Raw genomic sequence first — 21,566 nt, 5'->3', positions numbered from 1 at the left:
GTGCGGACGGACTGGGACAGCTGGGGCGGCGACGTGCTCTCGAAGGAGGCGAAGGCCGCTCGCGTGCCGGCCCCGCCGAGGCGGGTGCCCGCTGAGCGCGACCTCGTGGTCGAGCGGCACGACGGATGGGTCGGCGCGGTCGTGCGCGTCGAGGCCGGCACCGTGCACCTCGAGGATCGCCGCGGCAAGGTGCGCGCGTTCCCCCTCGGGCGGGGCTTCTTCGTCGACGGCGTCGAGGTCGAGCTCGTCCCCGCCGCCGCTCGCCAGGCGGGCCCGACGCGCACCGCCTCCGGCTCGCGCGCGGTCGAGGGGCTCAAGGCGCGCGTCGCGCTCCCGAGCCGCATCCTCGTCGAGGGGGTGCACGATGCCGAGCTCGTCGAGCAGGTGTGGGGGCACGACCTGCGCGTCGAGGGCGTCGTCGTCGAGCCGCTGCACGGCGCCGACGACCTCGCGGGGATCGTCGCGGAGTTCGCGCCGACGAGCGAGCGCCGGCTCGGCATCCTGCTCGACCACCTCGTGGCGGGCTCGAAGGAGTCGCGGATCGCCGAGGCCGTGACGCGCGGCCCGCACGGTGCGCACGTGCGCATCGTCGGGCATCCGTTCATCGACATCTGGCAGGCGATCAAGCCCGCGCGCCTCGGGATCCCCGCGTGGCCCGACGTGCCGAAGGGCGAGGACTGGAAGCGGGGCACCCTGCGCAGGCTCGGGATGCCGCACGAGAGCCAGGAGGACGTGGGGCGCGCGTGGCAGCGCATGCGCTCGCGGGTGCGCGACTGGAACGACCTCGAGCCGGCGCTGCTCGGCCGGGTCGAGGAGCTCATCGACTTCGTGACGGCGAACCGCCACTGATCCGCGCTCGTCGGTCGAGGAGCGCGCCGGACCCAGTCCGGCTCGCGTCACGAGACCCGCGCTGCGGTCCCCTCGTCGGTCGAGGAGCGCGCCGGACCCAGTCCGGCTCGCGTCACGAGACCCGCGCTGCGGTCGCCTCGCTGGTCGAGGAGCGGGCCGGACGGAGTCCGGGCCGCGTCACGAGACCCGCTACTCGATCACCGTCGGCGGCAGCGGCTGCACGTCCACGAACGTCGGCAGCTTCGGGTCGCGCCCGTCGCCCGACGACCGCCCGGTGAAGCGGCGCCCCAGCCACGGCAGCACGTACTCGCGGTAGTAGGCGAGGTCGCGGCGCCCCTCGGCGGTCGTCGCGCCGGCGAGATCGCGCCACGCCTCGGGCGCGGGGTGCCCGAGCGCGCGCAGCACGTTGCGCGCCACGTGCGCGTGGCCGGCGGCGTTGAGGTGCAGGCGGTCGATCGACCAGAAGCGCGGGGCGCGCAGCTCGGGGTCGCTCCAGTTGTCGACGTAGGGGGCGTCGAGGTCGCCGACGTTGGCCCGGAACGCCCGGGCGAGCGCGTCGCCGCGGCGCTGCATCACGGCGCCGATCGGCATGACCTCGCTCGGGTTGCCGCCCGAGAGCAGGATCGGCCGGATCCCCGCGGCGGCGATCCGGCGGGCGGCGTCCGCGAGCCGCGCGCCGACGTGCTCGATCGAGACGCGCGGGCGCAGGATGTCGTTGCCGCCGCCGTTGATCGAGATCGCGTCGGGCTCGAGCGCGATCGCGGCGTCGAGCTGCTCGTGCAGGATGCCGGCGAGCTTGCGGCCGCGGATCGCGAGGTTGGCGTAGCGCACCGGCTCGCCCTGCGCCGTCGCGAGCCCCGCGGCGACGAAGTCGGCCCACCCGCGCACGCTGCCGTCGGGCAGCTCGTCGCCGACGCCCTCGGTGAAGCTGTCGCCCACGGCCACGAACGAACGGATGTGCTGCGCGGTCTGGCTCACCGGCCCAGCCTACGCGCGGCGGCCGGATGGGTGCCGGGCTAGACTGGCCGGCAGACACGGGAGTCCGGTGCGCCGGGCTGAGAGGAAGGCCGCAGCCTTCGACCGTCACACCTGATCTGGATCATGCCAGCGCAGGGAGACATCTTCACCCGTGCCATCACATCCGAGTGAAAGGCACAGCATGACTGCAACCACCGCATCCGCGCCCGCGAGGCGCACCAACCCGCGCTGGCGCGTCGTCGACATCGTCGTGGCCGCCGTGCTCGGCGTCGCCACAGGGCTCCTCTTCGTGCTCTGGAACGGCGTCGGCTACGTCTGGTTCACCGCCATGGAAGGGCTCACGCCCGGATTCGGCGGGCTCGCGGCGGGCGTCTGGCTCATCGGCGGCGTGCTCGGCGGGCTCATCATCCGCAAGCCCGGCGCAGCGCTCTTCGTCGAGCTGCTCGCAGCGACGGTCTCGATGCTGCTGGGCAGCCAGTGGTCGATCGAGACGGTCTACTCCGGCATCGCCCAGGGCCTCGGCGCCGAGCTGGTCTTCCTGCTCTTCGCCTACCGCCGGTTCGGGCTCGTCGTCGCGATGCTCGCGGGCATCGGCGCGGCCGTCGCCGCGTGGACGCTCGAGCTGTTCACCTCCGGCAATCTCGCGATGAGCGGCGAGTTCCTCGTGATCTACCTCGGCTGCCTCGTCGTCTCGGGCGCGCTGCTCGCCGGCCTGCTCGGCTGGCTCCTGACCCGGGCGCTCGCGGCGACCGGCGTGCTCGACCGCTTCGCGTCGGGACGATCGCGCGGCCGGTGACCGGCTCCCGCATCCGTGCGCGCGGTTGGGGCTGGCAGCACGCCGGCCGCGGCGCGCCCGCGCTCGCCGGGCTCGACCTCGACGTCGAGCCCGGCGAGCGGGTGCTGCTGCTCGGACCCTCCGGCGCGGGCAAGTCGACGCTGCTCGGGGCGCTCGCAGGCGTCCTCGGCGGCGAGGAGGAGGGCGACGAGACGGGCGAGCTGAGCGTCGACGGCGCGCACCCGTCGAGCCGGCGCGGCATCGCTGGCCTCGTGCTGCAGGATCCGGAGGCCAACACGATCATGTCGCGCGTCGGCGACGACGTCGCGTTCGGCTGCGAGAACCTCGCGGTGCCGCGCGAGGAGATCTGGCGCCGCGTGCGCCACGCGCTCGACGCCGTGGGGCTCGAGGTCGAGCTCGACCGCTCGACCGCGGCGCTCTCGGGCGGCCAGCGGCAGCGGCTCGCGCTCGCGGGCGTCATCGCGATGCGACCGGGCCTCATCCTGCTCGACGAGCCCACCGCCAACCTTGACCCCGCCGGGGTCGTCGAGGTGCGGGATGCGGTCGATCGCGTCGCGCGCGAGACCGGCGCGACGCTCGTCGTGGTCGAGCACCGCGTCGAGACGTGGCTGCCGGTCGTCGACCGCGTCGTGGTGCTCGCCGCGGGCGGCGGCGCCGTCGCCGACGGCTCGCCCGACCAGGTGCTCGAACGCCATCGTGAGCAGCTCGCGGCCGACGGCGTCTGGGTCCCGGGGCTCCCGGTCGAGGTGCCGCGCGGCGGCCGCCGCCCCGCCGATGCGCTGCTCGAGCTCGACGAGGTGCGGGCCGGTCGCGGCGGAGAGCCGGCGCACGAGGCCGTCTCGCTCGACATCCGCGCGGGGGAGGCGCTCGTCGTCACCGGGCCGAACGGCGCGGGCAAGTCGACCCTCGCGCTCACGATCGCAGGCCTCATGGCGCCGGTCGCGGGGGCCGTGCGGGCGACGGACGCGCTGCGTCGGCCGGGTGAGCCGGCTGCGGTCGGCGCGCCGGGGGCACGGCGATCTCGCCGCGGGGGCGAGGGCCCGCGCGATCCCTCCCCGTTCCGCTGGCGGCCGAGGCAGCTCGCGACGCGCATCGGCACCGTCTTCCAGCAGCCCGAGCACCAGTTCGTCACGCCGCGCGTGCGGCAGGAGGTCGCCGCGGGGCTGCACGCGCTCGGCATGGCGCCCGCAGACATCGACCACCGCGTCGACGGACTGCTCGCGGCCCTGCGCCTCGAGGCCCTCGCCGACGCGAACCCGTTCACCCTCTCCGGCGGCGAGCAGCGGCGCCTCTCCGTCGCCACCGTGCTCGCCCCCGCGCCGCGGGTCATCGTGCTCGACGAGCCCACCTTCGGGCAGGACCGCCGCACGTGGACAGAGCTCGTCCGGCTCATCGCCTCCCTCGTCGACGACCGCGGCTGCGCCGTCGTCGCCGTCACGCACGATGCCGACGTCGAGCGCGTGCTCGGCGACCGCACGCTGCGGCTGGGGGAGGCGCGATGACGTCGACGACGCGCACCGCTCGCGCCGCGCGCCGACCGAGCGCGCTCGAGCGCGTCAACCCGGTCACGCCCTTCGCCGCCGCGGTCGTGTACTCGTTGCCGATGCTGCTGACGATCGACGTCGTCTCGGCCGGGGTCGCCCTCGTCGCGTGGCTCATCGTGCTCGGAGCGGCGGGCATCGGCCCGCGCACCGTGCTGCGCCGCGCGTGGCCGCTGCTGCTCGCGGCGCCCGTGTCGGCGGTGAGCATGCTGCTCTACGCCGAGCCGGGCGGGCGCATCCACGCACAGCTGTGGATCGCGACGGTGAGCGACCGGTCGATCGAGCTCGCGCTCGCGATCGGCCTCCGCGTCCTCGCGCTCGGGGTGCCGGTGCTCGTCGGGCTCGTCGGCCTCGACCCCACGCGGCTCGCCGACGGCCTCGCGCAGGTCGCGCGCCTGCCGCACCGCTTCGTGCTCGCGGCGCTCGCGGGCGTGCGCCTCTTCGGGGTGCTCGGGGAGGACTGGCGGCAGATCGCGCTCGCCCGCCGCGCTCGCGGCCTCGGCGACACCGGTGCCGTGCGGCGCGCGCTGCAGGCGGCGTTCGCGCTGCTCGTCGTCGCGCTGCGCCGCGGCGGCACGCTCGCGACGGCGATGGAGGCGCGCGGCTTCGGCGGGCCCGAGCGCACGTGGGCGCGGCCCTCGACCGTGGGGCGGGCGGATGCGGTGCTGCTGCTCATCACGGCGGGCATCGTCGCGCTCGCCCTCGGCGCCTCCGTCGCGACGGGCTCGTTCATGCCGGTCTGGGCGGGCGCGTCGTGAGCGGCACGGAAGTCACGCTCATCGACGGCCGCTCCGGCGCGGGCAAGACCGCGCTCGCCGCGCGCCTCGCCGCCGAGACGGGGGCGCGCGTGATCCACATGGACGACCTCTACGCCGGCTGGCACGGGCTCGCGACCGGCTCGCGGCTGCTCGAGCGCGCCATCCTCGCGCCGCTCGCCGCAGGCTCCCCAGCGGTCTGGCGCCGCTGGGACTGGGCGGTCGGCGACTGGGGCGATGAGGACCGGGCCGAGCCGGGTGCACCGCTCATCGTCGAGGGCTGCGGCTCGCTCACGATCGCGTCGCGCGAGCACGCGAGCCGGGCGATCTGGCTCGAGGCGCCAGAGGAGGTGCGGCACGCCAGAGCGCTCGAGCGCGACGGCGACGACTCCTGGTGGGCGCTGTGGCGCGAGCAGGAGGACACGCACATCGCGGCCAACGACCCCGCGTCGCTCGCCGACGAGGTGCGCGCGACCTGACGACCGGTGCGGGAGCGCGCGCGTCGGTGCTCGAGGCTCCGGCGCGGAGCGCGGCCGTCGGTGCGCGGAGCCGTCAGGCCCAGCCGAGCTCGTGCAGCTGCTCGTCGTCGATGCCGTAGAAGTGCGCGATCTCGTGCACGAGCGTCGTGCGCACCTCCGCGCGCAGGTCGTCGAGCGTCTCGCTCGTCGCGAGGTGCGGCAACCGGTAGACCATGATGCGGTCGGGGAGCTCGCCGAAGCCGTACTGGCCGCGGTCGGTGATCGCGACGCCCTCGTAGATGCCGAGCAGGTCCTCGTCGGGATGCTCGTCCTCGACGAGGAAGACGACGTTGTCGAGGCCCTCGACCATCTCGTCGGGCAGCGCGTCGAGCACCTCGGTCACGAGCGCCTCGAAGTCGTCCGCCGTCATCTCCACCGACGCATCCTCTCGCACTCCCGGCGTGCTCGTGCCGCTGCGTGGGCCGGTGCGGCCGTTGATACCGTGGAGGGGTATGAGCATCCCTGAGCGCGCCCCTCGACCGCCCCGACCGCAGCACGTCATGGAGGTGGTGGGCACCGAGCGCATCGCACCGAGCCTCGTGCGCGTGCGCATCGGCGGGCCAGGGTTCGCGGCCTTCGTGGACAACGGCTGCACCGACGCCTACGTGAAGCTGTGGTTCGCGCGACCCGAGCTCGGCCTCGAGCCGCCCTACGACCTGACGGCACTGCGCGGCACGCTCGCGCCCGAGGATCTCCCCGTCACGCGCACCTACACGGTGCGCGAGGTGCGCGACGACAGCTTCGCGATCGACGTCGTCGTGCACGGCGACCAGGGCATCGCGGGCCCGTGGGCCGCGCGAGCGCAGCCGGGGGAGCGCGTCGTGTTCGGCGGACCCGGCGGCGCGTTCGCGCCGGACGCCACCGCCGACTGGCACCTCTTCGTCGGCGACGAGTCGGCGCTGCCGGCCATCGCGCGCGGCGTCGAGGCGCTCCCGGCGACGGCGAGCGGCCTCGCGCTGATCGAGGTGCGGGATGCGTCGGAGGAGATCGCGATCCAGGCGCCGCCCGGCGTCGAGGTGCGCTGGCTGCACCGCGGCGCGCCGACCGCCGCGACCGTCACGCTGCTCGCCGACACGGTCGCCGAGCTCTCCTTCCCGGCAGGCCGGGTGCAGGCGTTCGTGCACGGCGAGCGCGAGTCGATGAAGGCGCTGCGCGACGAGCTCTTCGGCCGCCGCGGGCTCGAGCGCGCGCAGGTGTCGCTCTCGGGCTACTGGGCGCAGGGCCGCACGGAGGATCGCTTCCAGGCCGAGAAGCGCGAGCCGGTCGGGCAGATCCTCCCGCCCGCCTGAGCGGCGCCCTGTCGGCCACGGCGCGGCAGGGTGCAGGATGGCCCCATGGCCGACGACCCGATGGAGCGCGCGATCCTGGCCCTGCTCGCCGAGCGGCGCGAGGGGGCGTCGATCTGCCCGAGCGATGCGGCGCGACGCGTTGCGGGGGACGACCCGGAGGTGTGGCGCCCGCGCATGGACGAGGCGCGCGCCGCAGCGGCGCGCCTCCTCGAACGGGGCGCGGTCGTCGTCACGCAGGGCGGCGCGCCCGTGCATCCGAGCGAGGCCCGGGGCCCGATCCGCATCCGCCGCGCCGAACGCTGACTCGCGCCGCCACAAGGCTCGCGGCCGTCGGCGCTACCGGGCGAAGAGCAGCAGGCCGAGCGCGCGCGGCGTCGAGAAGCCGGCGTAGTGCGGCGGCATGCCCTTGGTGATGAGCCGCCACCGCGCGTGCGCGATCGTGTCGCGGGACACCTCCCGGACCGCGTCGTCGGCCACGGCGTGGAGCGCGGACTCCGCCGCCGCGAGGATCGCCTCGGCGTGCAGCTCGATGTCGAAGCCGCGTCGCGCTGCGATCGCGTCGCCGAGCACGGCGGGTCCGGCGGGCACGTCGTCGGGGGAGCCGAGCACGCGGATCGGGCGCACCTCTGCGTCGGTCAGCGGGCCGCCGAGCTCGCGCAGCCGGTGCGCGGCGGCGTCGGGGTCGATCGCGCGACCGCCCTCGTACGGCATGAGCGCGAGGTCGAGGTGCAGCAGCGTCAGCAGGTCGGTGATGCCGCGGTCGCGCTCGGCGAAGCGCGCAGCGTGCCGTCGCGACCTGGCGGGGAGGCCATCGGTGCGCAGGTGCCCGACGACCGCGAGCGAGAGCTGCTGCAGGAGGCGCACGCCCGTCATGTGCATCGCGATGTGCCCTGCGCCGTGCAGGCCGTTGCGGTAGCCCGCGTACTGCAGCTCCGAAGCGTCGCTCCAGCGGGGGTCGACCCCGAGCGCGCGCATGCCGGAGGCGATCTGCCGCCGGAGGGCGCGCTCCCGCGCGGGATCGAGGTCGAAGCCCGCGAAGATGCCGTCGAGGTCGGTCCAGCCCCAGCCGCCCTTGAGCACGCCCGCGCCCAGGCCGGTGAGCGTGAGCTCGCGCCGATGGTGGCGCACCGAGGTCGCCGGCACCAGGCGGTCGTAGATGCCGAGCAGGCTCGACGCCCAGATCGTCAGCGGGTTCATGCCGAGGTCGACGGACTCGTCGCGCGGACGGCTCTCGTTGAGCGGGAACCGCCAGCGCTCCGCGAGCAGCTGCGCGATGCGGTGATCGTCGGCGTGCTCCGGCACGGTGTTCGACGCGGTCACGTGGATGTCGTCCATCGCCCCGCCGCGCAGCGCGCCGGCGAGGATGATCCGGGAGTCGTAGCCGCCCGACAGGTGCAGCTCGCTCCGCCACCCGGTGATGCCGGCGAGGGCAGCCGTGGCGCCTGCGATGAAGCCCGCGGCGCCGCGCAGGCTCGCGGTCGAGTCGACGGCGTCATCGACGATCCGCGCCGCGAGCGGGGGCCCGTTGAGGCGCGCGGCGAGCCGCATGCCGAGCCGGATCTCGAGGCCCTGGCCCGCGGGCACCCAGCCGATCTCGCGCACCGCGGTGTCGGGCGAGATCTGCTGGCCGGCGTGGCTGTTGAGCACGGAGCGGGCCAGCAGCGCCTCGCGATGCTGCGTGGAACGGAGGCCGAAGGCGGCGCGCAGGTCGTCGAGCACGAGCAGCGAGTCGGAGACCGCGACGAAGCCGGGACCGTGCGTGTGCATGAGCGCGACGCTGCCGAAGACGTCCCGTCGGATCCGCACGCGCTGACGATCCCAGTCGGCGACCAGGAACTCGCCCGCCGCCCCGTCCGCGGATCCGGGCAGCGCCATCCACCCATCGACGCCGAACGCGATCGCGTCGAGCTCGGGCACCATCGCGGTGCCGCGGAAGTAGGTGCTGCCGCGGATGCTCGCGGCGACGTCGCGGCTCACGATCGTGATGCTGCGTCGGCGGTCGAGCTCGGCGGAGAAGCGCTCGGAGGCGGGGCTGCCGTGCCGGTCGAGCCACGACGCGACGGTCGCGCCCGCAGCGCGGTCGTGCACGACGATGAGCGCGTTCACCATCACGACACCCTATGTCGAGATTCGCTCAGCGTCGAGCGTCGCCGACCGACGCGTCGTGCGATCGGACGAGCGTCGAAATGCACTCGAGTACGCACATGGCCCCGGTGCTCGACCGGGGCCATGCTTCGTGGGGTGAGTAACGGGGCTTGAACCCGCGACCTCCTAGACCACAACCAGGCGCTCTACCAACTGAGCTATACCCACCATGTGTGCGCGAAGCGCAACCAGGACAGTGTACGACATCCGGCGGCCGTTCGCCGCATCGGCCCCTCAGATGCTGTGCGTCCCGGCGGCCGGATCCGTGCCCCCGGCCGGCAGGTGCGCGCTGAACCCGTCGACGACGGCGGCCGAGATCGACTGCAGCTCGTCGCTCGCCCGGCCCGGCGCATCCGTGAACACCGCCTCGCGGTAGTAGCGCAGCTCGCGGATCGACTCAAGGATGTCGGCGAGGGCCCGGTGCCCGCCCGCCTTCGCCGGCGCCTGGAAGTAGGCCCGCGGGAACCAGCGGCGCGAGAGCTCCTTGATGCTCGAGACGTCGATCGAGCGGTAGTGCAGGAAGCCGTCGAGCGCCGGCATGTAGCGCGCGAGGAACATGCGGTCGGTGCCGATCGTGTTGCCGCCGAGCGGCGCGGTGCGCTCGAGCGGCACGAAGCGCTGCACATACTCGAGCACCTCGAGCTCGGCCTCCGCGAGGCTCACACCGTGCGGGATCTCGGCGTCGAGGCCGCTCGTGGCGTGCATCTGGCGCACGAAGTCGTTCATCTGCTCGAGCGCGCCGTCGGAGGGCTTGATGACGATCTGCAGCCCGGGATCGAGCACCTGCAGCTCGAAGTCGGTGACGACGGCGGCGATCTCGACGAGCTCGTCGACCGTCGGGTCGAGCCCCGTCATCTCGCAGTCGATCCACACGATCCGGTCCGCAGCAGCCACGGAGCGAGTCTATGCGGCCGGCGGGCCGCTCAGCCGAGCTCGTCGAGCAGCTCGTCGAGGTCGACGTCGGCGAGCGTGCCGAAGGTGCGCTCGGCGGGCACCGGCGCGTGGGTGAGCTGCGTCGTGAGGAACCAGAGGCGCGCACCCGCCGCGACGACCGATCGCGCGCCCGAGCCGGAGTCCTCGAAGGCGATGCACGCGGATGCGTCGGCCCCGAGCCGTCGGACGGCGAGCGCGTACGGCGCGGGGTCGGGCTTCGATCGCTCGACGTCGTCCGCCGAGACGGCGAAGCGCAGCGAGCCCTCGGGGGCCGCCCCGACCAGCGCGTCCGCGTTGGCGGCGGATGCGTTGGTCACGAGCGCCGCAGGGATCCCCGCGGCGGCGATGCGCTCGAGCAGCGCGAGGCTGCCGGGCAGCCAGGGCACGTCCTGCCGCACGCGGTCGGCGACCGCGCCGGCGATGGCGGCGATGATCGACGCGCAATCGCCGTCGGCGCCGCGCTCGCGCATCCGCTCGGCCCACTCGACCATCGGCCTGCCGGTCGTCCAATGGGCGTCCTCGGCCGTCCACTCGATGCGCTGAGCGCGCGCGAACGCGCGCATCTCCTCGTGCCAGATGGGCTCCGAGTCGATGAGGGTGCCGTCCATGTCGAGCAGCAGCGCGCCGGTCATGCCCCCACTCTTCCAGGAGGGGCGACGGATGCTCACCAGCGGAAGCGCGTCACGTCGTGCGGGAAGGCGAACCACGCGAGCACGCGGCGGGGCGTGATCACCCGCAGCCCGCCGCCGTCGTCGCCCGACCACGCGTCAGCATCCGGCGCGTACCCGTCGTCGCGGTACTTGCCGAACGCGGCCGACAGCCGTGCGCCGAGCTCTGCGGCGTCGGCGCGGGTCGCGTACGAGTCTCCCTCGACGATGACGGCCTGGCTGCCGCTCTCGAGCGTCAGGGTGACCGCGGGCCGGCGCTCCGCGTTGCGCGCGTGCCGCGTCTCGGGCGAGCCGTCGTACCAGAAGCGGCCGTCGACCCACACGCCCCAGCGCGGGACGGCATGGGGACGGCCGTCCGGGCGGACGGACCCCAGCCAGTAGTGCTTCGCCGCCACGAGCCGCGCCTCGACCTCGGACCACTCGAGGAGTCCCTCGTCGTCGTCGGGCAGGCCGTAGCCCTCGGGCAGCACCGCGCGATCGCGAACCGGAGCGGGCAGGGGCGGGAGATCGGTGCGCATGAGGAAAGCATGGCGCCGACCGCCCACAACGCATCGGCTGGGTCGGGCGGCGCCCCCGGCAGGAATCGAACCTGCGACCAAGAGATTAGAAGGCTCCTGCTCTATCCGCTGAGCTACGGGGGCGAGCCGTGCGGCCTGCCGATTCTACCGATCCACCCAGCGCCGCCCGCCTAGGCTGTCGGGGTGCTTCCCACCCTCCTGCAGACCGCATCCGCCACCGAGGAGCTGACCGGGGTCGCCGGCTGGGCCGTCGGGCTCATGGACGCGATCGGTGCGCCCGGCGCGGCGGTGGCGATCGCGGCAGAGAACCTCTTCCCGCCGATCCCGAGCGAGATCATCCTGCCGCTGGCGGGGTTCGCCGCAGCGCAGGGCTCCTTCTCGCTCGCCGAGGCGATCCTCTGGACCACGATCGGATCGGTCGTCGGTGCACTCGCCCTCTACTCGCTCGGCAGGCTCCTCGGGCACGCGCGGCTCGTCGCCATCGCGCGCCGGATGCCGCTCGTGCGCGCGAGCGACATCGACAAGACGACCGCGTGGTTCGCCAAGCACGGGTGGAAGACGGTGCTGTTCGGCCGGTTCCTGCCGATCTTCCGCAGCCTCATCTCCATCCCGGCGGGCATCGAGAAGATGCCCGTGCTCCTCTTCCTCGGCCTCACGACCGTGGGCTCCGCCGTCTGGAACACCATCTTCATCCTCATCGGCTTCACGCTCGGCATGAACTACCACGTCATCGAGCCGTACATGGACTGGCTGCAGTGGATCGTCATCGGCGCGGTGCTGCTCGCGATCGCCTGGTGGGTCGTCCGCCGCATGCTCCTCAACCGCCGCGAGGGCAAGCACCTCTTCCACGGCGAGTGACCGGCCCGCCCGCCGCGCGGCAGACGGCTCAGGGGCGGGTGAAGCACGAGAGCGCGTCGTCGAGCGCCCAGGCTCGGCCGATCGGCAGCAGCGCGGTGCCGCCCGGCAGGAGCCGACGCGACTCGAACGCGACCCCCGACGCGTCGTCGACGCGCGCGATGTAGCCGATGGCGAGGCCGGAGGCGCTCGTGACCCGCCAGAGGTCGTCGCGCACCCGCCGGGTCGCCACATGCGGCGCGGTCGGCGCGGTGCGGCGCTGCCTCTCGGTCATGATCGCCATGGCTGCTCCTCTCGGTCGTCTGCGACGCTACGGGCGGCCACCCACAAGGCGCGCGCCGGGTCGCGGACGATAGGCTCTGCGCATGCAGGAGATGGTGCTGGCCGGTGGGTGCTTCTGGTGTCTCGACGCGGCGTACCGCGTCGTCGACGGCGTCGAGGAGGTCGTCTCGGGCTACACGGGCGGCAGCGTCGCGAGCCCGAGCTACGAGCTCGTCTGCACGGGCTCGACGGGGCACGCCGAGGCCGTGAAGGTCGTCTACGACGAGACGCGGCTGCCGACCGACGTCGTGCTCGACATGTTCTTCACGATGCACGACCCCCGGCAGCTGAACCGCCAGGGCAACGACATCGGCACGCAGTACCGCTCGGCGATGTTCTACCGCGACGAGGCGGAGCGCGAGCGCTTCGAGGCCGCGATCGCCCGGGCGAGCGAGTGGTGGCCGGGCGAGCTCGTGACGACGCTCGAGCCGCTGGGGGAGTTCTACCCCGCCGAGGAGTACCACCAGGACTTCTTCGCGAAGAACCCGACCCAGGGCTACTGCCTCGCGGTCGCCGTGCCGAAGGTCAACAAGATCCGCGCGGGCTTCGCCGACTACCTGCGCGTCTGAGGTTCTCCACAGCGGGCGCGACGCGCGGCGCGGCGGTGCGCCTGCGCAGGGCACCCTCCGTGGCATGAACGATGCAATCACCGTCGTCGGCTCGCTCGGAGGCGACCCGACGCTCAAGTCCGTCAACGGCGACCGGGTCGCCGAGTTCCGCCTCGCCTGCACCTCCCGCCGCAAGGAGGGCGAGGAGTGGGTCAACGGCCACACCAACTGGTACAGCGTCGAGGCGTGGGGCGGCATGGCCGATCACGTGGGCGCCTCGCTGCGCCGCGGCGACGTCGTGGTGCTGCTCGGCAGGCTCAAGGTCGACCAGTGGGAGTCCGGCGACAAGCGCGGGACGAGCGTGAAGATCCGCGTCGAGCATGTCGGCCACTCGCTCCGAGTCGGGCCGTCGACTCGGCAGCGCCGTGCGTCGGATTCCGGCGGCGCGCCGTCGGGCGAGCGCGATTCGGCGGACGACGCCGCTGCCCTCGCCGATGACCCCGCCCTCGCCGATGCCCGTGCGCTGAGCGGCGCCGGCGCGACGTCCGGCGGCGACTGGGGGGCGCAGGCGACCGCGAACGCCTTCGGCGCCTAGGCTGAGGGCGTCCCCGCCGGTGAAGGAGGTCGCGTGCGCCGCACCGCAGCAGTCGTCTCGCTGGCCGTGCTCGCGCTCGGGCTCGCCGGCTGCTCGCCGGCCCCTGAGCCGACGACGGGGACGCCCGCGCCGGGCGACAGCGCTCCGGCGCCGGCTCCGTCGGCGACCGAGGATGCCGAGCTCGCGGCGTTCCGGGATGCCCTCGAGGGCCACTCGCCCGCCGATCCCGACGCGCTCGTCTCGGCGCTCGAGGCCGCGGGCTTCGCGCGCGACACGATCGAGCGCACTCGGGAGCTCGATTCGCTCGGGGCGCCGGTGACCTTCCTCGAGGTCGCGGTGCGGGGCGATTCCGACTGCCTGCTCGGCCAGGTCGGCGAGGGCGAGGCGACGGCGATGCGCGCCGAGCTGCTCGGCGGCGGCCGGTGCCTGGTCGGCGACGTGATCGTCCTAGACTGAGGGCATGGCCGAGTACATTTTCTCGATGGTCCGCGCCCGCAAGACGGTGGGCGACAAGGTGATCCTCGACGACGTCACGACAGCGATCCTCCCCGGCGCCAAGATCGGCGTGGTGGGACCGAACGGCGCGGGCAAGTCGACGATCCTGAAGATCATCGCGGGCCTCGACACGCCGTCGAACGGCGACGCGGTGCTCAGCCCCGGCTACTCCGTCGGCATCCTCATGCAGGAGCCGGAGCTCGACGAGTCGAAGACCGTGCTCGAGAACGTGCAGGAGGCGTTCGGGCACCTGACGCAGAAGATCGCGCGCTTCAACGAGATCTCCGCCGAGATGGCGAACCCCGATGCCGACTTCGACGCCCTGATGGCCGAGATGGGCTCGCTGCAGGAGGAGATCGACGCCGCCGACGCGTGGGACCTCGACTCGCAGCTCGAGCAGGCGATGGACGCGCTGCGCTGCCCGCCGGGGGACTGGCCGGTCACGAACCTCTCCGGCGGTGAGCGACGCCGCGTCGCGCTGTGCAAGCTGCTGCTCGAGAAGCCCGACCTGCTGCTGCTCGACGAGCCCACGAACCACCTCGACGCCGAGAGCGTGCTGTGGCTCGAGCAGCACCTCGCCAAGTACCCGGGCGCCGTCATGGCCGTCACCCACGACCGGTACTTCCTCGATCACGTCGCAGGCTGGATCTGCGAGGTCGACCGCGGCCGCCTCTACCCCTACGAGGGCAACTACTCGACGTACCTCGAGAAGAAGGCCGAGCGCCTCCAGGTGCAGGGGAAGAAGGACGCGAAGCTCGCGAAGCGCCTCTCGGAGGAGCTCGACTGGGTGCGCTCGAACGCGAAGGGCCGCCAGGCGAAGTCGAAGGCGCGCCTCGCCCGCTACGAGGAGATGGCGGCGGAGGCCGAGCGCACCAGGAAGCTCGACTTCGAGGAGATCCAGATCCCGCCGGGCCCGCGCCTCGGCTCCGTCGTGCTCGAGGCCAAGGACCTCCAGAAGGGGTTCGGCGACCGCACGCTCATCGACGGGCTCTCGTTCACGCTGCCCCGCAACGGCATCGTCGGCGTCATCGGCCCGAACGGCGTCGGCAAGACGACCCTCTTCAAGACGATCGTCGGCCTCGAGCCGCTCGACGGCGGCGACCTCAAGATCGGCGAGACGGTCAAGCTCAGCTACGTCGATCAGAGCCGCGCCAGCATCGACCCGAACAAGAACCTGTGGGAGGTCGTCTCCGACGGGCTCGACTACATCCAGGTCGGCAACGTCGAGATCCCGTCGCGCGCGTACGTCAGCCAGTTCGGCTTCAAGGGCCCGGATCAGCAGAAGAAGGCGGGCGTGCTCTCCGGTGGCGAGCGCAACCGCCTGAACCTCGCGCTCACGCTCAAGGAGGGCGGCAACCTGCTGCTGCTCGACGAGCCCACGAACGACCTCGACATCGAGACGCTCGGGAGCCTCGAGAACGCGCTGCTCGAGTTCCCCGGCTGCGCGGTCGTCATCACCCACGACCGGTGGTTCCTCGACCGCATCGCGACGCACATCCTCGCGTACGAGGGCACCGACGAGGATCCGGCCCAGTGGTACTGGTTCGAGGGCAACTTCGAGGCGTACGAGCAGAACAAGATCGACCGTCTCGGGCCTGAGGCGGCGAAGCCCCACCGCTCGGCCTACCGCAAGCTGACGAGGGACTGATGCGACTGCCCGTGCCCGTCCAGGTCCGCTGGTCGGATCTGGACGCGTACGGGCACGTCAACAACGCAGCGCTGCTGACGCTCCTCGAGGAGGCCCGCGTCACGGCCTTCTGGGCCGGGGGACCCGAGGACGCGCCGACGACGGCGATCATCGACGCGGGCCCGGGCGCGTCGAGCCTCACGGTCATCGCGCGGCAGGAGTCGGAGTACCTCGGCCAGATCCCGCACCACCGCCTGCCGCTCGTCGTCGAGATCTGGATCGGGCGCATGAGCGGTGCCTCGATGGACGTCTGCTACGAGGTGCACGCGCCCGACCGCTCGCAGGTCTACGCGCGGGCGCAGACGACGGTTGTGATGCTGGATGCGGCGTCCGGCCGACCGCGCCGGCTCACCGCCGAGGAGCGCGCGGCCTGGGAGCCGTACCTCGAGGAGCCGGTCGCCTTCCGCCGACGCTAGGCCGACCGGCGGCCTCGGCGCTCGCTAGGCTGGGAGCGCAACGTCGCCACCTTCGTCGAGGAGCCTCCCATGACCGACACCGCCGTCGAGACCACTGAGCAGCCGACCGCGATCCCGCACTGGATCTCGGGCGCCCGTCGCGAGGGCGCGGGCCGCACGTCGCCGGTGTTCAACCCTGCCCTGGGGCGGGTGGTCTCCGAGGTCGGCCTCGCGAGCGCCGACGAGGTGAGCGAGGCGATCGCCACCGCGAAGGCCGCCTTCCCGGCGTGGCGCGACATGTCGATCGCCAAGCGCCAGGCGGTGATGTTCCGCTTCCGCGAGCTCATCGTGCAGCGCAAGGACGAGCTCGCCGCGATCGTCACCCGCGAGCACGGCAAGGTGCACTCCGACGCGCTCGGCGAGATCGCGCGCGGCATCGAGGTGGCCGAGCTCGCGACCGCGTTCCCGCTGCTCACGAAGGGCGAGTACTCCGAGAACGCCTCGACCGGCGTCGACGTCTACTCGCTCCGCCAGCCGCTCGGCGTCGTCGGCATCATCAGCCCCTTCAACTTCCCCGCGATGATCCCGCTGTGGTTCGCGCCGGTCGCGCTCGCGGCGGGCAACGCGGTCGTCATCAAGCCGAGCGAGAAGGATCCGTCGGCCGCGGTCTTCATCGCCGAGCTCTTCCAGGAGGCCGGGCTGCCCGACGGCGTGCTCTCGGTCGTGCACGGCGACAAGGAGGCCGTCGACACGCTCCTGACCCATCCGGACGTGCAGGCGATCTCGTTCGTCGGCTCGACGCCGATCGCCGAGTACGTCTACGAGACGGGCTCGAAGCACGGCAAGCGCGTGCAGGCCCTCGGCGGCGCGAAGAACCACATGCTCGTGCTGCCGGACGCCGACCTCGACGTCACGGCCGACGCGGCGGTGAACGCCGGCTTCGGCTCGGCGGGCGAGCGCTGCATGGCGATCTCGGTCGTCGTCGCGGTCGAGTCGATCGCCGACGAGCTCACCGCCAAGATCCGCGAGAAGATGGCGACGATCCGCACGGGCGACGGCACGCGCGACAACGACATGGGCCCGCTCATCACGGGGCAGCACCGGGACAAGGTCGTCGGCTACATCGGCACCGCCGAGCAGGACGGCGCGACGGTCGTCGTCGACGGGCGGAACCCCGAGGTCGACGGCGACCCGAACGGCTTCTGGGTGAAGCCGACGCTGCTCGACAACGTGCCCACCGCATCCGCCGCCTACAAGGAGGAGATCTTCGGGCCCGTGCTGTCGATCGTGCGCGTGCAGTCGTACGAGGAGGGGCTCGAGCTCATCAACGCGAACCCCTACGGCAACGGCACCGCGATCTTCACGAACGACGGCGGCGCGGCGCGCCGGTTCCAGAACGAGGTGCAGGTGGGCATGGTCGGCATCAACGTGCCGATCCCCGTGCCGGTCGGCTACCACTCGTTCGGCGGCTGGAAGCGCTCGATCTTCGGCCAGGGCAAGGCGTACGGCAAGCACGCGTTCGAGTTCTACACGCGCGAGAAGGTCGTCACGAGCCGCTGGCTCGACCCGAGCCACGGCGGGCTCAACCTGGGCTTCCCGCAGCACGACTAGCCGCTGCAGGGTGCGCCGGGGCTACGCGCTCCGGCGCACCGCCATGATGAGCGACGTGCCGAGCTCGCCGGTGGCCGGGTTGACCTCGTCGTCGACGAAGCGGCCCTCGAGGGCCATGCCGATGCGCTCGGCGACGCGCTGCGAGGCGACGTTCTCCTCGTCGAGGTGCGCGATCACCCGGTGGGCGCCCATCGCGAAGCACAGCTCGAGCGCGGCCCGGGCAGCCTCGGTCGCGATGCCGCGGCCCTGCATCTCGGCGGCGACCGTCCAGCCGAGCTCGGCCTGGCGGCTGCCGAGGCTCGTGATCCGCACCATGAGGTCGCCGACGAGGGTGCCGTCGTGCTCGATGCCGAGCTGCTCCGCGTCGCCGTCCCGCAGGAACACCGGCGCGCCGCCGGCGGTCCACGCCATGAGCTCGGCCTCGGTCTGGTCGCGGTTGTAGGTCCAGCGGCGCTGGCCCGGGGCGTTGCGATAGGCGCGCACGGTCTCGAGGTCGTCGGGCCGGAGGGTGCGCAGCACGAGCCGTTCCGTGCGCAGCGGCAGCGCCGCGCGCATCGTGCGCATGGCCTCCGCGGGCTCGATCGGCTGGATCGTCACGGCTGCCCCTCCTCGGGCACGCGCACCATGCCCTCCTGCGCGACGGTCGCGACGTGCGTGCCGTCGGCCGAGTAGATGTGGCCGTGCCCGAGGCCGCGCCCGCCGCCGGACGAGCTCGTCTCGAGCTCGAGCAGGAGCCATTCGTCGACGCGCGCGGGCCGGTGCCACCAGAGCGCGTGGTCGAGGCTCGCCGCCTTGAGGCCCGGCGTCGTCCATGCGGCGCCGTGCATGCGCACGATCGGCTCGAGCATCGCGTAGTCCGAGAGGTAGGCGAGGGCCGCGCGGTGCAGGGCGTCGTCGTCCGGCAGGCGGTCCTTCGCGCGGATCCAGACGTGCTGCTTCGCGTGCCGCTCGCGGGCGGGATCGGGCAGGTAGATGGGCCCCTCGACGTGCCGGATGTCGAACGGCCGCGCGATGACCGCACGCGCCTGCGGGTGGCCGGCGTAGGGCGCGAGCAGCTCGTCGGAGCTCGGCAGCTCCTCGGGGCCGGGCAGCCCCTCGGGCATCGGATGCTGCGACGACGGGCCGCCGTCGACGTCCTGGAACGACGAGATCATCGACATGATCGGCACGCCGTCCTGGTAGGCCTGCACGCGACGCGTGCCGAACGAGCGACCGTCGTGGATGCGCTCGACCGCGAACGTGATGGGCCGCTCGACGTCGCCGGGCCGCACGAAGTAGCCGTGCACCGAGTGGATGTGGCGATCCGGCGGCGTCGTGCGCTGCGCGGCGACGACGGCCTGCGCCATCACCTGCCCGCCGAAGACGCGGCCGTAGGGCATCGGGTGGCTCGTGCCCGTGAAGATGTCCTCATCGGTGCGGGCGCCGGTGTCGGCGAGGTTCAGGGTCTCCAGCAGGATGCGGATGCGATCGGTCACGCAGGCTCCTCTCGGCGCGGCTGCCCGGACGGGCCCGCCCTAGTCTAGAGAGCGCATGCACGCCATCCTGACCCTCGACGAGCGCGCCCGCGCCGACCTCGTCCTGCTGCTCGACCGGGCCGCCGTCTTCGGCGACGGCACCGTGCGGCTCGCGGCCGACGGCGACGTCGCGCTGATCACGACGCCCATGACCGCATCCTCCGGCCTGCTCGACACGGGGCCGACGGTGCTCGTCGCCCGGGCGTCGCGCATGCGCGAGCCCGCGCGCTTCGACGGCGTCGTCGCGCTCGCCGCCCTGCGGGACGCCCTGCGCGAGGGCGCCGACATCGAGATCCCGGATGCGGTGGGTCGCCCGGCGTGGGCCGCGGTCTCGCCGCCGCGGGGCGGCTGGGCGCACACGGGCGACGTCGACGCCGCAGCGGTGCGCGCGCTCGCGACCCAGGCGGCCGCGGACGTCGAGGCGTCGCTGCCGGCCTCGCCGGGAGAGCCGGTGCGACGGCGCGCGGAGCGTGCGGTGTGGGCTCGCGCGGTGCACCCGAGCGGGCTGACCGCCGGTCAGGCCGCCGCCCTCGTCGCGATGCGGTTCCTCGGCGACGCGCCGGTGCGGGTGACCGAATCGGGCGGGTGGATCCGCGCCTCGGGCCGCGCTGGCGAGGTGCTGGCCCGCTAGCTCGTCCGCCCCTGTCGGCGCCGGCGGCGAGCCCAGGTGAGCAGCAGCGCGCCGACCGGGATGAGCAGCGCCATCGCGGGGATGGCGATGACGATCGACCGCCACCTGCCCGTGAGCGCGATCATCCCTATGCTGCACACGACGAGCAGTGCGCCCAGCACGAGCGCCACCACGCCGACCATGGTCGCGATCGTCGCGCGGCGGTCGACGGACCGCGCCGGTCGCTCGAGCCGGCCGTCTGCGGCGTCGACGAGCTCCTGCGGGCTGCCGAGCCTGGCCAGCGTCTCGTCGAGGCTGTCGCCGTCCGCCACGGCGGCCTCCAGGTGCTCGGCGATCTGCTCGACGAGCTGGGCGCGGTGCGCCTCGGGCAACGACGCGGCGCGCAGCTCGAGCGTCTCGAGGTAGCGCCGCGCTGCGGCCGGGAGGGCGGGGGAGTCGGTCATGGCGTCAGTGCCTCTCGGGGTCGAGGATGCCGTGCACGGCTCGGGCGAACACCGGCCACTCGGCGCGGAAGGCGGCCAGCTCGGCTCGGCCGGCGGGCGTCAGCCGGTAGAAGCGGCGCGGGCGGGCGCCGTCGGCGATCACCCAGTCGCTCGCCACCCTCCCGGCATCCTGGAGCCGGGTGAGCAGGGGGTAGACCGTGCCCTCGCTGGCCACGAGGCCCGCGTCGGAGAGCTCCCGCACGATCTCGAGCCCATAGCGCTCCCGCTGCTCGAGCAGCGCGAGGACGGCCGGGCCGAGCACGCCCTTGCGCAGCTGGGTCGCCACGGAGCCATCGGCCATGTGCTGCACGATACCTTGCATCGCAAGGCCAGGCAGGGAGCCCGCACGTGGCGGGAGGGCGCTCAGAGCACCTCGAGCTCGGGGATCGCGCCGAGCTCGCGCGCGAGGCCGCCGCCGTTGGGCGACCACACCCACGGGTGCATCGAGCGCGTGTCGGCGTGCTTGCGACCACCGGCGAGCACGGCCTCCTGCGCCGAGAGCTCGCGGATCGCGACGGCCCGCACCGACCGCGGGTGCGCGCTCGCGAACTCGCCGTAGAGCTCCTCGTCGTGCTGGCCGTCGTCGCCCACGAGCAGCCACGCGATGTCGGGGAACTCGCGCGCGAGGCGCTGCAGCTGCAGGCGCTTGTGCTCCTTGCCCGAGCGGAAGAACCGGTCGGGCGTGGGGCCCCAGTCGGTCAGCAGCATCGCGCCCGCGGGGTAGAGGTTGCGCGAGAGGAAGCGCGACAGGGTCGGCGCGGCGTTCCAGGCGCCGGTCGAGAGGTAGATGAAGGGGCTGCCGGGGTGCTGCCGCGCGATGCGCTCGTAGAGGACCGCCATGCCGGGGACCGGGGTGCGGGCGTGCTCGTCGAGCACGAACGCGTTCCAGGCAGCGAGCAGTGGGCGGGGGAGCGAGGTGACCATGACGGTGTCGTCGATGTCGCTCACGACGCCGAAGCGGGTCGCCGGGTCGACGACGAAGACCGGAGCGGCGACTTCTACCGATCCGGCGACCGAGATCGTGACCTCCCGCCAGCCCGGCTCGAGCCGCGCTGGCACGATCGCATCGACGATGCCGCCGCGATCCGCCACGACGACGTGCTGCTCGCCGCCCGCCTCGATCGTCACCTCGATGTCGTTGAGCGCGAGGGAGGTGAAGGAGCGCCAGCCGCGCACGTTCTCGTAGTGCACGCTGCGCTCGGCGCCCGGCTGCACGAGCAGCACGCGCGCGAGCACCCGCACCCAGCCGTCGCCGCCGTAGCCGGGGTACGCGACGATCGCCGGGAGACGGCCCGCGCGCAGGGCGCGCGCCTCCCGCACCTCGTGCACCCAGTCCTCGACTCGCGCCGCGGTGTGCTTGATGCGCTCGGGCACTCGCGAGAGCGGGTCGAGCTCATCCATGCGTGACCTCCTGAGCCGTGGACGCCATCGACCCTACCGAC

The 21,566-nt window shown here is 73.4% G+C and carries 27 protein-coding genes and 2 tRNA genes; 15 read left to right on the top strand and 14 right to left on the bottom strand.

What is annotated here, in order from left to right; all coding sequences use genetic code 11:
• Nucleotides 1-849: a DUF3097 domain-containing protein gene (locus tag BLT67_RS02155; RefSeq protein WP_197674427.1), complete on the top strand. Its 849-nt coding sequence runs from the start codon at nucleotides 1-3 to the stop codon at nucleotides 847-849.
• A gap of 189 nt (nucleotides 850-1,038) precedes the next feature.
• Here the strand turns inward: BLT67_RS02155 and BLT67_RS02150 are convergent, their stop codons facing one another.
• Nucleotides 1,039-1,827 carry an SGNH/GDSL hydrolase family protein gene (locus BLT67_RS02150; protein WP_172801958.1) on the bottom strand — a complete coding sequence of 263 codons (789 nt, stop codon included), beginning with the start codon at nucleotides 1,825-1,827 and terminating at the stop codon, nucleotides 1,039-1,041.
• Between the two features lie 181 nt (nucleotides 1,828-2,008).
• On the opposite strand from BLT67_RS02150, the gene BLT67_RS02145 reads away from it, so the two are divergent.
• From BLT67_RS02145 to BLT67_RS02130, 4 genes are read left to right on the top strand one after another with little or no spacing between them, the layout of a single operon-like run.
• A complete protein-coding gene (locus BLT67_RS02145) occupies nucleotides 2,009-2,623 on the top strand; it encodes an ECF transporter S component (RefSeq protein WP_092665503.1) in 615 nt (204 codons plus the stop codon).
• Nucleotides 2,620-4,125: an ABC transporter ATP-binding protein gene (locus BLT67_RS02140; RefSeq protein WP_092665501.1), complete on the top strand. Its 1,506-nt coding sequence runs from the start codon at nucleotides 2,620-2,622 to the stop codon at nucleotides 4,123-4,125. Before BLT67_RS02145 ends, BLT67_RS02140 begins: the two co-directional genes overlap by 4 nt.
• Nucleotides 4,122-4,922, top strand: a complete 801-nt coding sequence (locus BLT67_RS02135) for an energy-coupling factor transporter transmembrane component T family protein (RefSeq protein ID WP_092665499.1) — start codon at nucleotides 4,122-4,124, stop codon at nucleotides 4,920-4,922. The genes BLT67_RS02140 and BLT67_RS02135 overlap by 4 nt, the downstream gene beginning before the upstream one ends.
• A complete protein-coding gene (locus tag BLT67_RS02130; protein WP_092665497.1) occupies nucleotides 4,919-5,398 on the top strand; it encodes an isopentenyl transferase family protein in 480 nt (159 codons plus the stop codon). The genes BLT67_RS02135 and BLT67_RS02130 overlap by 4 nt, the downstream gene beginning before the upstream one ends.
• A gap of 73 nt (nucleotides 5,399-5,471) precedes the next feature.
• On the opposite strand, the gene BLT67_RS02125 is transcribed toward BLT67_RS02130, so the two are convergent.
• Nucleotides 5,472-5,807: a metallopeptidase family protein gene (locus BLT67_RS02125; protein ID WP_092667466.1), complete on the bottom strand. Its 336-nt coding sequence runs from the start codon at nucleotides 5,805-5,807 to the stop codon at nucleotides 5,472-5,474.
• An 82-nt stretch (nucleotides 5,808-5,889) separates the two neighbouring features.
• Between BLT67_RS02125 and BLT67_RS02120 the strand changes: the two genes are divergently transcribed.
• On the top strand, nucleotides 5,890-6,726 hold the full coding sequence (locus BLT67_RS02120) for a siderophore-interacting protein (RefSeq protein ID WP_092665495.1): 837 nt from the start codon (nucleotides 5,890-5,892) through the stop codon (nucleotides 6,724-6,726).
• Nucleotides 6,727-6,771: 45 nt separating this feature from the next.
• Nucleotides 6,772-7,029: a DUF3253 domain-containing protein gene (locus tag BLT67_RS02115; RefSeq protein WP_092665493.1), complete on the top strand. Its 258-nt coding sequence runs from the start codon at nucleotides 6,772-6,774 to the stop codon at nucleotides 7,027-7,029.
• Nucleotides 7,030-7,062: 33 nt separating this feature from the next.
• Here the strand turns inward: BLT67_RS02115 and BLT67_RS02110 are convergent, their stop codons facing one another.
• The 6 genes from BLT67_RS02110 to BLT67_RS02085 all read right to left on the bottom strand — a co-directional run bounded on the left by BLT67_RS02110 (nucleotide 7,063) and on the right by BLT67_RS02085 (nucleotide 11,113).
• The gene (locus tag BLT67_RS02110; RefSeq protein WP_092665491.1) at nucleotides 7,063-8,835 is read right to left on the bottom strand and encodes a hypothetical protein; all 1,773 of its coding nucleotides are present in this window, start codon (nucleotides 8,833-8,835) and stop codon (nucleotides 7,063-7,065) included.
• Nucleotides 8,836-8,963: 128 nt separating this feature from the next.
• Nucleotides 8,964-9,039, bottom strand: a tRNA-His gene (locus BLT67_RS02105).
• A 66-nt stretch (nucleotides 9,040-9,105) separates the two neighbouring features.
• On the bottom strand, nucleotides 9,106-9,726 hold the full coding sequence (gene orn, locus BLT67_RS02100) for an oligoribonuclease (protein WP_092667465.1): 621 nt from the start codon (nucleotides 9,724-9,726) through the stop codon (nucleotides 9,106-9,108).
• 68 nt (nucleotides 9,727-9,794) lie between these two features.
• Nucleotides 9,795-10,436, bottom strand: a complete 642-nt coding sequence (locus BLT67_RS02095) for an HAD family hydrolase (RefSeq protein WP_092665489.1) — start codon at nucleotides 10,434-10,436, stop codon at nucleotides 9,795-9,797.
• A gap of 32 nt (nucleotides 10,437-10,468) precedes the next feature.
• Entirely contained in the window at nucleotides 10,469-10,990 is a 522-nt protein-coding gene (locus BLT67_RS02090) for a pyridoxamine 5'-phosphate oxidase family protein (RefSeq protein ID WP_092665487.1), read from the bottom strand.
• 50 nt (nucleotides 10,991-11,040) lie between these two features.
• Nucleotides 11,041-11,113 (bottom strand) — tRNA-Arg (locus tag BLT67_RS02085).
• A gap of 60 nt (nucleotides 11,114-11,173) precedes the next feature.
• Here BLT67_RS02085 and BLT67_RS02080 point away from each other — a divergent pair.
• A complete protein-coding gene (locus BLT67_RS02080; RefSeq protein ID WP_231945540.1) occupies nucleotides 11,174-11,848 on the top strand; it encodes a DedA family protein in 675 nt (224 codons plus the stop codon).
• 28 nt (nucleotides 11,849-11,876) lie between these two features.
• On the opposite strand, the gene BLT67_RS02075 is transcribed toward BLT67_RS02080, so the two are convergent.
• A complete protein-coding gene (locus BLT67_RS02075; protein WP_092665485.1) occupies nucleotides 11,877-12,128 on the bottom strand; it encodes a hypothetical protein in 252 nt (83 codons plus the stop codon).
• An 82-nt stretch (nucleotides 12,129-12,210) separates the two neighbouring features.
• On the opposite strand from BLT67_RS02075, the gene msrA reads away from it, so the two are divergent.
• The 6 genes from msrA to BLT67_RS02045 all read left to right on the top strand — a co-directional run bounded on the left by msrA (nucleotide 12,211) and on the right by BLT67_RS02045 (nucleotide 17,497).
• On the top strand, nucleotides 12,211-12,735 hold the full coding sequence (msrA, locus tag BLT67_RS02070) for a peptide-methionine (S)-S-oxide reductase MsrA (protein WP_092665483.1): 525 nt from the start codon (nucleotides 12,211-12,213) through the stop codon (nucleotides 12,733-12,735).
• Between the two features lie 64 nt (nucleotides 12,736-12,799).
• Nucleotides 12,800-13,309, top strand: a complete 510-nt coding sequence (locus BLT67_RS02065) for a single-stranded DNA-binding protein (protein WP_092665481.1) — start codon at nucleotides 12,800-12,802, stop codon at nucleotides 13,307-13,309.
• A 33-nt stretch (nucleotides 13,310-13,342) separates the two neighbouring features.
• Nucleotides 13,343-13,765 carry a DUF6993 domain-containing protein gene (locus tag BLT67_RS02060; RefSeq protein WP_092665479.1) on the top strand — a complete coding sequence of 141 codons (423 nt, stop codon included), beginning with the start codon at nucleotides 13,343-13,345 and terminating at the stop codon, nucleotides 13,763-13,765.
• A gap of 4 nt (nucleotides 13,766-13,769) precedes the next feature.
• The gene (ettA, locus tag BLT67_RS02055; RefSeq protein WP_092665477.1) at nucleotides 13,770-15,452 is read left to right on the top strand and encodes an energy-dependent translational throttle protein EttA; all 1,683 of its coding nucleotides are present in this window, start codon (nucleotides 13,770-13,772) and stop codon (nucleotides 15,450-15,452) included.
• A complete protein-coding gene (locus tag BLT67_RS02050) occupies nucleotides 15,449-15,907 on the top strand; it encodes an acyl-CoA thioesterase (RefSeq protein ID WP_231945617.1) in 459 nt (152 codons plus the stop codon). The genes ettA and BLT67_RS02050 overlap by 4 nt, the downstream gene beginning before the upstream one ends.
• Before the next feature lie 69 nt (nucleotides 15,908-15,976).
• The gene (locus tag BLT67_RS02045) at nucleotides 15,977-17,497 is read left to right on the top strand and encodes a CoA-acylating methylmalonate-semialdehyde dehydrogenase (RefSeq protein WP_092665473.1); all 1,521 of its coding nucleotides are present in this window, start codon (nucleotides 15,977-15,979) and stop codon (nucleotides 17,495-17,497) included.
• A gap of 21 nt (nucleotides 17,498-17,518) precedes the next feature.
• Here the strand turns inward: BLT67_RS02045 and BLT67_RS02040 are convergent, their stop codons facing one another.
• Both BLT67_RS02040 and BLT67_RS02035 read right to left on the bottom strand, forming a co-directional pair.
• Complete coding sequence (locus BLT67_RS02040) at nucleotides 17,519-18,094, bottom strand: GNAT family N-acetyltransferase (RefSeq protein WP_092665471.1); 576 nt, start codon at nucleotides 18,092-18,094, stop codon at nucleotides 17,519-17,521.
• Nucleotides 18,091-18,972 carry an acyl-CoA thioesterase gene (locus BLT67_RS02035; RefSeq protein ID WP_092665469.1) on the bottom strand — a complete coding sequence of 294 codons (882 nt, stop codon included), beginning with the start codon at nucleotides 18,970-18,972 and terminating at the stop codon, nucleotides 18,091-18,093. Before BLT67_RS02035 ends, BLT67_RS02040 begins: the two co-directional genes overlap by 4 nt.
• Before the next feature lie 55 nt (nucleotides 18,973-19,027).
• Here BLT67_RS02035 and BLT67_RS02030 point away from each other — a divergent pair, with 55 nt between their 5' ends.
• Nucleotides 19,028-19,642, top strand: coding sequence for a hypothetical protein (locus BLT67_RS02030; RefSeq protein ID WP_092665467.1), 615 nt, complete (start codon nucleotides 19,028-19,030; stop codon nucleotides 19,640-19,642).
• Here the strand turns inward: BLT67_RS02030 and BLT67_RS02025 are convergent.
• The 3 genes from BLT67_RS02025 to BLT67_RS02015 form a co-directional block, all read right to left on the bottom strand.
• On the bottom strand, nucleotides 19,639-20,085 hold the full coding sequence (locus BLT67_RS02025) for an HAAS signaling domain-containing protein (RefSeq protein ID WP_092665465.1): 447 nt from the start codon (nucleotides 20,083-20,085) through the stop codon (nucleotides 19,639-19,641). The two genes, BLT67_RS02030 and BLT67_RS02025, sit on opposite strands and share 4 nt — an antisense overlap.
• Before the next feature lie 4 nt (nucleotides 20,086-20,089).
• A complete protein-coding gene (locus BLT67_RS02020; protein ID WP_092665463.1) occupies nucleotides 20,090-20,425 on the bottom strand; it encodes a PadR family transcriptional regulator in 336 nt (111 codons plus the stop codon).
• A 62-nt stretch (nucleotides 20,426-20,487) separates the two neighbouring features.
• Nucleotides 20,488-21,525, bottom strand: a complete 1,038-nt coding sequence (locus tag BLT67_RS02015) for an App1 family protein (RefSeq protein ID WP_092665462.1) — start codon at nucleotides 21,523-21,525, stop codon at nucleotides 20,488-20,490.
• Between the last annotated feature and the right edge of the window lie 41 nt (nucleotides 21,526-21,566).

Source organism: Agrococcus carbonis (assembly GCF_900104705.1).
Taxonomy (GTDB): Bacteria; Actinomycetota; Actinomycetes; order Actinomycetales; family Microbacteriaceae; genus Agrococcus; species Agrococcus carbonis.
This window is presented reverse-complemented; position numbering and strand designations above follow the sequence as displayed.